The organism is Rubripirellula lacrimiformis, from assembly GCF_007741535.1.
Taxonomy (GTDB): domain Bacteria; phylum Planctomycetota; class Planctomycetia; order Pirellulales; family Pirellulaceae; genus Rubripirellula; species Rubripirellula lacrimiformis.
On sequence record NZ_CP036525.1, the window covers coordinates 981789 to 994427 of the forward strand.

7 protein-coding genes and 1 pseudogene are annotated in these 12639 nt (G+C 55.7%); 7 read left to right on the forward strand and 1 reads right to left on the reverse strand.

All coding sequences use genetic code 11. The features are described from left to right. The first annotated feature begins 131 nt into the window (after positions 1–131). The 3 genes from tnpA to K227x_RS03485 all read left to right on the forward strand — a co-directional run bounded on the left by tnpA (position 132) and on the right by K227x_RS03485 (position 2724). A complete protein-coding gene (gene tnpA / locus K227x_RS03475) occupies positions 132–458 on the forward strand; it encodes an IS66 family insertion sequence element accessory protein TnpA (RefSeq protein WP_145167548.1) in 327 nt (108 codons plus the stop codon). Further along, positions 455–805: an IS66 family insertion sequence element accessory protein TnpB gene (gene tnpB, locus K227x_RS03480; RefSeq protein ID WP_145167546.1), complete on the forward strand. Its 351-nt coding sequence runs from the start codon at positions 455–457 to the stop codon at positions 803–805. The genes tnpA and tnpB overlap by 4 nt, the downstream gene beginning before the upstream one ends. Positions 806–957: 152 nt before the next feature. Then, positions 958–2724, forward strand: coding sequence for an IS66 family transposase (locus K227x_RS03485; protein WP_145167544.1), 1767 nt, complete (start codon positions 958–960; stop codon positions 2722–2724). 706 nt (positions 2725–3430) lie between these two features. Here the strand turns inward: K227x_RS03485 and K227x_RS03490 are convergent. Continuing rightward, the gene (locus K227x_RS03490; protein WP_145168087.1) at positions 3431–8638 is read right to left on the reverse strand and encodes a neutral/alkaline non-lysosomal ceramidase N-terminal domain-containing protein; all 5208 of its coding nucleotides are present in this window, start codon (positions 8636–8638) and stop codon (positions 3431–3433) included. Positions 8639–9058: 420 nt separating this feature from the next. Here K227x_RS03490 and K227x_RS30220 point away from each other — a divergent pair, with 420 nt between their 5' ends. From K227x_RS30220 to K227x_RS03505, 4 genes and pseudogenes are all read left to right on the forward strand, one after another. Beyond that, positions 9059–9469, forward strand: coding sequence for a hypothetical protein (locus K227x_RS30220; protein WP_218933750.1), 411 nt, complete (start codon positions 9059–9061; stop codon positions 9467–9469). A 536-nt stretch (positions 9470–10005) separates the two neighbouring features. Continuing rightward, entirely contained in the window at positions 10006–10167 is a 162-nt protein-coding gene (locus tag K227x_RS03495; protein WP_218933751.1) for a hypothetical protein, read from the forward strand. Between the two features lie 546 nt (positions 10168–10713). Continuing rightward, a pseudogene (locus tag K227x_RS03500) lies at positions 10714–11265 on the forward strand (transposase); the annotation flags it as partial. Positions 11266–11585: 320 nt separating this feature from the next. Next, a complete protein-coding gene (locus K227x_RS03505) occupies positions 11586–12164 on the forward strand; it encodes an IS66 family transposase (RefSeq protein WP_246146476.1) in 579 nt (192 codons plus the stop codon). Positions 12165–12639 lie beyond the last annotated feature (475 nt).

Here is a 12639-nt window from a genome sequence, read left to right on the forward strand (position 1 = left end):
TCGTCGTTAGACTCATTGCTGCCTTCGGACGTGGAGTCTTCGGATGCGTTGCTGCGTAACCGTACACCAAAACCATTGTAGGCGCAGGTTTTAGGCTATTGGGTTTACCTTGCTTCCCAATGGAGAACCCTATGAATCGAGCCGAAACCGCGAAGCTTTGGACGGAGCGTCTGCAACGATTTGAGCAAGCTCAGATGACGGTCGCTCAATTCTGTTCCGCCGAAGGTGTTTCGCAGCCGTCTTTCTACAACTGGAAACGCAAGCTGCGGTCGACGCGGGATCCGAAAGTCCCCGTCGTGGCCAAGTTTGTGCCCGTCTCGTTTCAAGCCACACCGGATCGCCCCGCTCCCGCAGCCAATCTCGCGAACGCGACGATTGAACTTCCCGGTGGCATCCGCATTCGTATCGAAGTGCCAACTGATTCTCAGCCGAATCCACTGCGCAAGGATCAACCATGATCGGATTGCCTGATGGCATGCCGATCTATCTGTGCACCGAGCCGGTCGACTTTCGAAAAGGCTTTGATGGTCTGACCGGAATCGTCACCACCTCGTTGGGCAAGAGCGTCACCGACGGTTCGCTGTTTCTGTTTGTCAATCGAAAGCGAGACCGCATCAAAGCCCTCTGGTGGGAGACTGGTGGATTGACCTTGTGGTACAGGCGACTCGAGCAAGGCACCGTCGAGCTGCCAACGCCTCCCTGTGATCAAACGCACGTCACGATCGATTCGGTCGAACTGGCCATGTGGATCGCAGGCGTCTCACTGAAATCGGCCAAGACAAGACGCAAGCGAATGGTGGCGTAGGGCCGTCTGGCCGGCCAGTTCCACTTCGCATCAATCAGTTCCACTTCGCATCAACCGGCTTCGTGAGAACATTCTCGCGGGGCCGGTTTTCTTTTGGACTTTCGTGGGGACGCACTTGCGCTTTTGGTGGCGAACTTTATAATGTCGCCATCATGGATCCCAAACCACTCCCCGCCGACCTCGATGCTGCTCATGCGTTGATTCAAAAACAAGCCGTCGCACTGGAGTTGAAAGACAAGCTGATTGAGGAACAAGCCCACAGCGTCTTAGAACTTAAGTCCGACCGTGACAAACTCGACGAGAAGAACATCGAGCTGAACCTGACGATCGAGAAACTTCTCAAGCAACTTTTTGGTCGCAAGAGTGAGCGACGCATCGACTGTGACGGCCAGCTGCATTTCGACTTGGGCGAAGAGCCCACGCCCGAAGTCATCAGCGCACTCGAAGAAGCGATCTGCGACGCTCGACAAATTGTTGACGATGCCGAAGAAGACAAGAAGAAGCGACGACGAAATCGCTCCGCAACCGGCGACCGCAAGTTCCCCGAACATTTGCCGCGCTATGAACGCATCGTCGATGTGCCCGAAGGAAAACGCGAAGGCTTGACCCTGATCGGCTATGACGAAGTTGAAACGCTGGAGTGGGTTCCCGCGGATCTCAAAGTCCGACTAACCAAGTATGCCAAATACGTCCACCCAACCGACAAAGCGCAAGGCATCGTCAGCCCCGAGCGGCCCACGGGCCTCGTCGAATGGGATCGCTTCGACGCCTCGATCGGTGTCGAGGTGGTGGCCTGGAAGTACTTCTATCACCTGCCGTTCTATCGTCAACAAGACATGTTCGGGGCCAGCGGCTGGACGCCCAGTCGCAGCACACTGCAGAACATCGAAACGGCCGTCGAGTTCGCCCTGCGTCCGCTCGCCGAGCACTTGCAGAGCATTCTGAAACAAGATCCCACCGTTGGCTGTGATGACACCGGCGTGCTGTTGATTACGCCCGCCGCGATGCCGGACTTATCGGATCACCCGCGCGGTAAACGTATCACCGAGGTCCTCGAGAAGGCGATGACCACAGGCAAGCCAAGCATCAAAGCGAACTTCTGGGGCTACTACGCTTCACGGCTTCCGGTTGTCGCTTTCGACTTCACGGTTAGCCGTCACCGTGATGGTCCGGACGACGTGCTGAGTGACTTTGAAGGTAACCTGATTGGCGACTGTTGGTCGGGATTTCAGAAGATCCAAATACGAAGCGACTCGCGAATCACTTTCGCAGCGTGCTGGGCACATGCGCGTCGCAAGATCGACGAGTGCCGCAGTGCGTTCCCGATCCAAGTGGCGAAACTTGAGTCGTTGATTGGAAATCTTTACGACGTGGAGGATCAATGCAAACACCTTACTGCGCCGGAGCAACTTTCGCGACGCCAAAGCCTGTCACGTCATGTTCTGGATCAGATCGAAGCCTATCTTTCCAGTGAAGCGATGCAGTCACCGAAGGTGCTTCCCAAGAGCAACCTTGGGATGGCGGCGGCCTACGTCCGTCGGCACTGGGAGGCACTCCATCGTTTTACCGAAGATGTATCGATCCCGCTGGACAACAACGACTGCGAGCAGTTGATGAAGCGGGTGGCGACGGGTCGCAAGAACTGGATGTTCAAAGGCTCGGTGGCCGCGGGCGAACGGGCTGCAAACTTAATGACAATCATCGGGAGCGCGATCCGCAACAACTTGGACGTGCGAGCGTACTTGGATGATGTCCTGCGGCGTGCGCTATCCGGCGAAACCGACTGGCAATCAATGACGCCCCATGCCTGGAAGGCAGAACATCCCGAATCGATCCGGCAATACCGCGACGACGAACGTCGCCAAGCCGCCGACCGCAAGAAAACTCGCCGCGCCCGCCGCCGAACCCGCAAAAAGTAACCAACCCCAAGCGCCCAACTGGTGCTGGTGTACGGTTACGTTGCTGCCACTGTCGGCTGATGAGTCGCTCCCGCCACCGCCGGAATCTTCGTCCGACCCTTCGCTAGTCTCGGAGCCGGAATCGTTGGACGCGTCGCTGCCGGATGCGTCCGAACCTGAGTCGTCAGATGCTGAATTCTCTGATCCCGAACCATTGCTTCCAGAGCCGGAATCATCCGAAACGCTCGTAGATGTCGAACCGCTCACTTGCGAACCGGAGCCACTTTCAGATCCACTCACCCATGGGGGAAGGCTTCGCCAGGGTCAGGTCTTGTATTCGGTGTTCAGTAAGCCAAGTCGATCGAAGCGGTTTTGGAAGGTCCGCTTCACTGCTCCGGTGGCCGACACCGGAGCGAACGGGCCAGGAGGCGAATCAGAAGTGATTGCCAGTTTTTGAGTCCTGGAACCTTTGTTTCTTTTTGAGTCCTGGAACCTTTGTTTCTTTCTGGACCCTTTGTTTCTTTGCGGGGCACGGGACGCCCCGCAACCAGGATACGCTGGGACGAATGCAGGAAGCTGTCGAGGGTATTAGGAAGACGAAGGCCGACGCGGTGAGTGAGTGAAAAATGCGACCTCGCGGGCGGCCAAGAGTGCGACCGTTACCAGCCGTCGGTCAAAACAAAGAGGTTTGACCCAATGGTGTTCGGTGTGCCATTTGGACGAAGAACTATTTTGCTTCTGTTAATACCTCCGCAGCCTGTCGTCGTACTGCCGGATCGACGTGTTGATGGAGTTGTTTGGCACGAGATTCTCCGAGCCAGTTCGGGTTGACGTCGTCCTCTCCGATCGCGGTCAGCAATCGCTGGACGCGGGGAACCGTTCGCAGTAGTGCGTCGAGAGCCAGTTCCCGATTGTGCGAATTCAGGTTGGGCAGAGCAGCAAGGATGGCCTGTCCCGCTTCAGCCGCCGGCATGTCGGACAGACCACTGACCGCTCCCATTTGCAGTTCCGCATTAGCGTTCGTCAAATAGCCCGCCAATTGTTCGCCATGTTTCGCCCAGGGAGCGAGCGCGATCATGCGGAGTGCATCATAGCGAGTCCCTGGACGCACTTGAGCATTGTCCGACATTTCAGAGGCTTGCGATATCATTTGATTCCAGCGTGCAACCAGTGACCCATTTCCAGAGATCAGACGCTGCACACGGTCAAGTGGCCAGTCACCCGTTTGGCTGATCCCGTTGATCAATCCACCACCGAGAACGACGGCCTGCCAGTCCGTGAGTGGTTGTTGAAGTTGAGGGAGACTGACGTCGAGCACTTGGAGCAGTTCCTTCGATTGATTCCGCTTTCCGGCCGCGATCGCAACTCGCCAAATCCATGGAATCCGGCGGTACTGTTCGTTCACATCGTCAGGCATGTCAGACGTCAGAGCGGTGATCATCTCAGCCGAATACTGGGGCCATTTTGCGATCAGCTCTTCCCGCTGCGCTCCGGCCAGGGTGTCGTCGAGTAGCGATTGGGCGATTTGATAGGCTTCCGAATCAGCACCCTGAACGTAGGCCAAGATATGCGACATCTCTTGTTTGCTAATGTTTTCTTCGAGGCCTTCGGGCATCGCCGACTTTCCGCTGGCGCGTAACTCCTCCAATTGATTCCTGAGTAGCACGTGTTGCTTCGCTCCCTGTTCGATCAGGGTAACGCTAGATGCTGTCTCGTTCACAATTTGACCAGACATGACGCGCCCATTGTCCATTAACGCAGTGTATCGTTGGTACCGCGCATCCACGTCTCGGTTTGGATCCAATATCGCCTGCAGTAAAAATGCATCGGATCGACTTGTCAGTGCGGCCAAGTCTGGACCCACCTCATATCCCACACCGTCGAACTTGTGGCAAACGCTACAGTGCTTTCCAAACAGAGCTTTGCCTAGCTGAGCATCCGCTGGCAACGCAGAAACATCCATCCAATCGGCGACGAGCTGCTTGCGATCGCTACCGGCTCCATCACCCAACCAATTCATGGCCAAGGGGCGAGTTTTCGTTGGCTGGCGTTCGATGAATCGATGCCGATCGTCCGCCGAAAAGTCGCTCGAGTAAAGTAAACTGGATTGCAATCCAGTCAAAATCGACGCATCCCAGTCGGGGTGCTCCAACAGGGTCTGGACCAACACCGCACGGACTTGCGGAGTCGCTGATTCAACGCAGGATAGTAACGCCTGGCCGCCGGCTGAGTCCCCACGCCGACCGATCGCTTGGACGGCGGCAATTTGACGATGATTGGAAAACGGTAGACTAATCAGTTCGGCAATCTCGGAGGTAATCTCCTGCGACGGTTCAGATCCAGCTTGGTTGGGCGCGGGGCTCAGCAGCGACTGGGAAACCGGACCGAATCGGCGTCCCAGTAGTTTCAAGGCCATTGCCGCCTGACTGTCCGTGACGCTTGGATCAAGAATTCGTTCTCTTGCGGAATGAAGGATCGATCGAGCAGCCAGTATCTGTCGGGGTGTGATTTTGATCTGAACTCGCACGGGCTGTTGGTTGCGATCAGTCGCTTTGCCAATCCCCAGTTCGCCGCTGGCAGCGCGGCGGTCGAGACCGTCAAGAAATTGAGCCAAGCTTTCTAACTGCCACCATTGCCATTCATCGCTGGATTCCAGAATGCGGTTAAGGGCAGATTCAATCGCCGTTGTACTCCCCATTCCAGCGGTGGTCGCAACCACCTCAGGGCCGACCAGTTCACGTGACTCTTCGGTTGCTAAAATTTGTTCCGCAACGGGACCGACGTTGCTGGGGGTCAGTGAACTCAGTGCCGCTGACTGCAAATAAGGATCGGTTGATTCGGTCGCCAGTCGAGTCAACGGTTTGGTCACGTCATCGGAATCTATCAACGCAATCGAGTAGGCAACCTGCATACGAACTTCGAAAGATGGATCGTTTGCAAGTTTCAGAATAGCCGCCGCAATTTTCGAGTCGGTTAGAAAACTCTCGCTCATCCGTACGGCGTGTCGCCGGACTTCGGGGTGCGAATCCGTTACCGCGAACAAGATCGCTTCGTTTGACAATTCCTTGAGCCCATCTAGAGCGGCCAGGGCTTGGATTCGCACCGCAGGATTTTGGCTTGTCTGAGCGATCCGCAGAAGCTCGTCGCGGGTGTTCCTGGCATCACGCCACAGCAACATTTGGTGCACTAAATCACGGATGATGCCGTTATCCGTGTCAATCGCTTTGGCTAATTCCTGGTCGTTTAATTCGCTTAGTGCGGGTTGGCTCTGCGGATCTTTGGCGGTAGGCACAACGCGATAAATCCGCCCTTTGCCCTGGCCAGCAAAGACATCGATTTCGGCCAAGGTTTCATCCGGAATCCACTTGGGGTGTTCGATCACGTAGCGGTACATGTCCACCACCCAGAGTCCACCGTCAGGACCCGTTCTGGCTTGCACGGGTCGGAACCAACGGTCCGTTGAGGTCAGGAATTCAGAGTCCAGTTCATCAGCGGCACGCTGTCCTCGAAAGGTGGCTCCCTGACGCTCCAAGACCTGCCGATGGACCAGCTGATTCACGGGCTCGCAAGTGAACGAATTGTTGTGGTAGTTCGGGCCGAGATAGCTGTCGCGATAGATTTCGATCCCGCACGCAGCCGTGGCGCGACCTGGGGCGCCGGACAAACGAAACAGCACCAGATCGTTGGGCGGAAATAGCTTGCCAGCGTTCTCGCCAGCCGGGACGTTGATCGAGCTCAACGGTGGCGGTACAAACGGATTGCGTTGTAGGTAATGATCCACAACCGGATAGTGACGAATCAGAGTGCTATTGTCGCAACCAAACCAGTTGCCGAATTCATCACGGACTCTGCCTTGTTGGCTACGGCCTGTTACCGGTTCGATCAGTCCCCGATCAGGTTGAATTCGGAAGTCTCTGCCGGAAACATCTACGATGGCTCCTTGCTGATTTGAAATTGATCCACCAAACAATCCGCCAGAGCCGTACAGCCAATGATCGAGTCCCCACCGCAGGCTGTTGACGCGTGCTTGGCCGTTATGTGTTTCGAACCCACTGAAGAGCACTGTGGATGTTTCTGCGCGTCCGTCGGCATCTTGGTCGCGCGCAAAAATAATGTTGGGGGCATCGCAGATCAGCGCGCCGTCTTTCCAGACTTTGACATCAGTGGGGTATCGCAGCCCGTCCATAAACACAGTCGATGATTCGTAGAATCCATCACCGTCAAGATCCTTCAGCACCCGCACCTCTCCGCTGGGAACAAACTCCTCTTCGATCCCATGGCCATAGTCGGACATCTGCACAACCCAGACACTGCCGTCAGGTCCGAAATCGATCGCGACTGGGTCGGTGATCTGCGGTTCACTGGCAACCAACTGAACTTGCAGGTCAGCGTTTGTTTGAAATTCTTGCAACGCCTGCTGAGGTGATTTAGGGGGGATGCCGTCGGTGCGGCTTACCTCAGGCTGGCTCGGCTCACCATCGGCAACCGGATGGTTCTTGGCGGTTTGATAACTGATCGGCACCAAGCGGTGGACTTCATCGATAATCGTTTGTTCCAGTCCTTGCGCCAGTTTATTGGGAAGTGCAAAGTACGGAGCTTCCGCACCGGCCCCGTAACCGCCTTCGGCCCATAATCGCTCGGATGGGATATACGCGCCAAAGTCGTGGCTGTAACCGTGCATCCACAAACGTTCTGGATCCAGCTCCGATTTCAGCCGCAGCGAATAGTCGACACAAACTTCGCCAGCCATAAAAACCATGCAAAGTTGGTCGCCAAAATGGCAAACTTGGAGCGGATAGGGCAGCGATTTTGGAATCTCCTCTCCGCGGTCCAAGCGAGCCAATTGGGTTGTGGCGTTGTACCCGGCGGGACCGCCAGCGGCCTGCATCACCTCGTATTCCTGGCGCGTGGGGATGCTGTGAAAGGGTAGCTGGACACTGCCGCTAGAAACCGATAGCGGTTCTGCAAGCGGCTTGATTGTGCCTCCATTGACAAGCCTGGCGACTTCATCGCCGATCAGCATCCCTTGTTGTTGCGCGATATCAACCTTGTCGCCTGTGACACCACTATCGGGATTCTGATCGGCGCCGCAGCCAATCGACACCATCCCAATGGCACCGGGGAATTGACGCTCGATCGCTTCGACAGCATAGCCTGCCCAATCTCCGCTTAGCAGGTTTTGCGATAACGTCACACAGTGGCAGGCGTAGGTGGTGTAGATGCCACGAACCGACTTTGAATCGTCTGCGGAACGCACGATCAAGCACGGTAGGGAATGATCGACGGGACCTCCACTGGTTCGTCGATTCAAGGCGAATTGAACCTCACCGACCGTCCAGCCAAGCGATGCTGGTTGGCGATCGGCTAAGGCGGCCTGGATCACAGCAACCAGGTCGACAGTCAGTTCTTCAGTGTACTGATCAAGGTGCCGTTGGTGCTCGGGAGGAATCGGCTCGGCAAAAATGTTGTCCGAGGCACCATTCACTTTCGGTGCACTGTGGGTATGGGTGAAGGTGACGATCAGGTGCTCACGCGTCAGTTGGGTGTGCTCCGCAAGCCGCCGATGAACTTCATCAACCAAAGTCGAGCGGACGCCCAGACTGTCAAGAGTGACCAACACGATTGGTTTTTGTTCATCAGTGCCGATCGCTAATGCTCGAGCCCACAAGGGTTGCGAAGTACCTTCCGATTCAGTCTTTCGAAACGCAAAACCATTCAGTCGAACGGGGTAAGCTGGGGAAATGTCTTGTTTGGCAATGCCAACACTATAAACCGCAGCCGCAGGCGGTTCGGCAGCCCCCGATCCACACCAAGTTAGCAGAGACTGGGCAAGCACCAGTGAGATCAGGCAGGCGGTAACGGGACTCGACAGCGGGAGAGAGCGGATGGCTCGTTTGATACCAGCACTACCAAAGGTAAAATGATTCGAGAGCATGCGGGCTAGTCAAGGTAGGAGTGGAGGAGAGCATGTTTTGATTCGCGACTTGTCAAGGATCTGCGATTGTAACCACCACTAGGCTCGCACGGGAACCGAAGCAGAAGATCGCTACTGCTGCATTGATATTCAAAGCGGACGAGCTACCCGAGGATCGCAAAGCCCAGCAGGAAGCGGTTAAGCAACGAGCGACCAATCAGTGTCGCGTTTTAAGTCCTCTCTCCCCCGCCGCGCAGCGGTTTGCGGGGGAGAGAGTTAGAGAGAGGGGGGGGGAACAAACGACACTGATTGGTCGCTTGTTGCTAACGCAATGCAAAACGGAAAGCTCGTCCACATCGACAGCGCGGGACACCATCTTCACCACGACCAATTCAGCCCCCCATCCGAATTGCTAACGAAGTTCCTTTCGGCAACTAACGAATGATCGGAAGTCCGTTTGAGTCCTGTTCGTCCTGCCAACAAATTCAAGCGATGGTCTCCGGTGCGACGATTCAATGGGAAGCATTAAACCTCCCAAGCCAAACGCCGACCAATCCGCTTTGCATGGGTCTGCGTATGGCTCCATGGCAGGCCGCTGAAGTCTCTCTCGAATGCCAACTCGTGCAGTCTTCCGCATTCGGCGAAAGCGCAGACGCGATGGTCCCATCAAGAACGTCAAGCAAAAGAAAAACTGAACTCCTCCAGGTTCGCTCGATCACTCACCGCATGGCATCAGCGAAGAACCGATCATCGTCAGTTCCTGCTCCGGTGTCGGCGAACGGAGCAGTGAAGCGGACCTTCCAAAACCGCTTCGATCGACTTGGCTTACTGAACACCGAATACAAGACCTGACCCTGGCGAAGCCTTCCCCTTTCGACCAATTGAGCCCCCCATCCGAATTGCTAACGAAGTTCCTTTCGACAATTCACGAATGATCGGAAGTCCGTTTGAGTCATGTTCGTCCTGCTAACAAATTCAAGCGATGGTCTCCGGTGCGACGATTCAATGGGAAGCATGAAGACGTGGAGACCAGACCTTGGATTAAAGCAATTTTCGACTTTTTACTTTTGCCATGACATCTGACGGCGGATGAAAGACTTGCTTACATCTGAGGAATCTCCAACAATGCCGTCGGCTACTTCAAGTAGGCTCCGCTCGACGGGGAACGGGGGACTGAATGCTCCCTGTTCGACCTCCGAATCTTGTTCAGACCGTCGCACCGGCACACCGGTCGATGAAGTGGGAGCAACCTCCCGTGTCGGCCACCGGAGTAATTCGCATTTCTTGGTCGACAACCGCCGTGAAGTTAAAATATTACCCCCGTCCCATTTTCCGTCCCAGACCAATCGATCCTGTTGGTCGGTCATGGCAGCAGCGGGAAAGGCCTGATGCGAATGCTGACCGGCAGCCGACAATCGGGACTTCGCGAAGAACTCGAAAACGCCGGAATCTGGATGGTCGCCCAGCAGCCCGACGGCACCTTCGAACTGAAAATGTACAACGACCAACCCGTCGTCGACGGAAAGCTCGTCCCAGCCGTCCCTCAATAGACCGAACACCCGCTGCCCCCAAACCGCAGTGGCCCGCAACCCGTGGGATAGCCATCCTGGCTGTCATTCACCACGAATCCCTCGCAGTCGGCCCCCGACCAACCTCTCAAACCAAACCACGCGCCTGCCATCCGCTTTGCATGGGACTACGTATGGTTCCACAGCAGGTCGCTGACGTCTCTCTCGAATGCCAACCCATGCAGTCTTCCGCATTCGGCGAACGCCCAGGCACGCTGGTCCCATCAAGAACATCAAGCAAAAGAAAAGCTGAACTCCTCCAGGTTCGCTCGATCACTCAGCGCATGGCATCGGCGAAGAACCGACCATCGTCAGTTCCTGCTCCGGTGTCGGCCACCGGGGCGGTGAAGTGGACCTTCGAAAGCCGATTCGTTCCACTTGACTGACGGAAAACCGAACACAAGGCCTGACCCTTGAAAAGCCTTCTCCGACTTGAATGGCTGAACACCGAACACAAGACCTGACCCCGGCGAAGCCGCCCACAAAGCAAAGAAGGGAACCGGCTTCGGCCAGCCTTCAAAGCCTCACGATCACTGGCATATGGACGTTAGTTACTTGAACATTGGCTGCACGTTCTACTTCATGTGCAGCGTGCTGGACGGCTGCTCTCGCAGCATCGTTCACTGGGAAATTCGCGAGAAGATGGAAGAAGTGGATATCGAAGTGATCCTTCAGCGGGCACGGGAAAAGTTCCCCGATGCCAAGCCTCGGATCATTACCGACAATGGGCCGCAGTTCATTTCGCGTGACTTCAAAGAGTTCATTCGGATCGCGGGAATGACGCATGTCAAAACGTCGCCTTACTACCCGCAAAGCAACGGCAAGATCGAGCGTTATCACCGAACGATCAAGGGCGATTGCATTCGCGAAAAACACATTGAAACGGTCGAAGATGCTCGTCGAATCGTGGCCGAGTACGTCAAGTATTACAACGAAGTTCGGCTTCACAGCGCCATCGGCTACGTGACACCACAAACCAAGTTACTCGGCAAGGGACGCGAGGTCTTCGCCAATCGAGACCAGAAGCTCGAAGCAGCCCGCGAGGCACGTCGACTGCGGCGTCAACAGCAAGCTGCTTGATTGCGACGGACTGCGACGCGAGATAAAATGCAACCGCTTGGTCGGAGGATAGAGCTCTGGTGAGGACCAACTCGAGCGCCGTGCCAAGTGAAACGTCGAAGGGCGGCGGTGTCTTCGGATGCCGCTCCTCTTCCCTTCGATGTTTCCTCAATGCGAAAAACCTCCGCGCTGGACCGGGAAGTAACACCCCATCAGCAAGCTATCGAACGACATTTTTGACCCGCCAATTCATTCGTCAAGTGAGTTGGCAAATTTTCCATTTGGAATAGCAACGACCAGAACTAACTCCAGTTCACGCTGAACCAGTACACGAGGGCACGTTGATCACGGATTTCTGGTCGCCGTACGATGTGGTCGTGTGCGCGGACAAACAGAAGTGCTGGCCGCATCTGCTTCGCGATGCCGCGGCGGTCAGCGAGAAACATGGTGATCATCCCGAGTGGAAATCGTTCTCGCGTCGCTTGGTTGGCGTGTACCGGGACGCGAAGAAACTGCAAACTCAAAGGCCATCGATCTGCGAGGCGGACTACGATTCGGCGGTGGGGCGTCTGGAACAGCGACTGGCAAAGCTCGGCAGTGAATCATGGGATCACGCCGATGCGAACCGACTCTCCAAGCGGATGGCGAAGTATGGATCCGAACTATTGACGTTTCTGTGGTACGACGACGTTCCCTCGGACAACAACGCGGGCGAACGAGCGATCCGTCCGGCGGTGATGATTCGCAAGAACAGCTACTGCAATCACAGCGACCGCGGCGCGTTGACCCAGTCGGTCTTGATGAGCGTTCTTCGCACGCTCCGAGTCCGAGGTCACCAGCCGCTCGATACAATATTGGGAGCCTTGGCAAGCTACGCCAAAACCGGCGTCATGCCGCCCCTTCCGCAGAAGGCTGAATAGTTACAAACGGTCCAACGACAATCCTACGGCATCCGTGATCGCGAATACTTCGAACTGCTTCTCTACTCGCTCCATCAAGCAAAGTACGCTTTAGTCGGATGAGCCAAGAAACCCACCACGCTAACGCTACCGTCAACATGGGAAGATAGAACGCTTACACAGTTGCGAAGCAGCCATCCCTTTCATGCGAAACATCAACAGCAACATTACTTTGATGTTGGATGGCAACACCCAAAACCAATCCGGGGAAGGCTTCGCCAGGGTCAGGTCTTGTATTCGGTGTTCGGTAAGCCAAGTCGATCGAAGTGGTTTTGGAAGGTCAGCTTCACTGCTCCGATGGCCGACACCGGAGTAGGTATGGGTTTTTCTGGGCTCTGATGCGACTTCGCGTGCTCTCAACTGCACTGGCGGTTGCATCGACTTCGGCCAGTTCTTGCCTCGCTGATCTCGAGGGAACAAAAAAGACAAAGGTTCG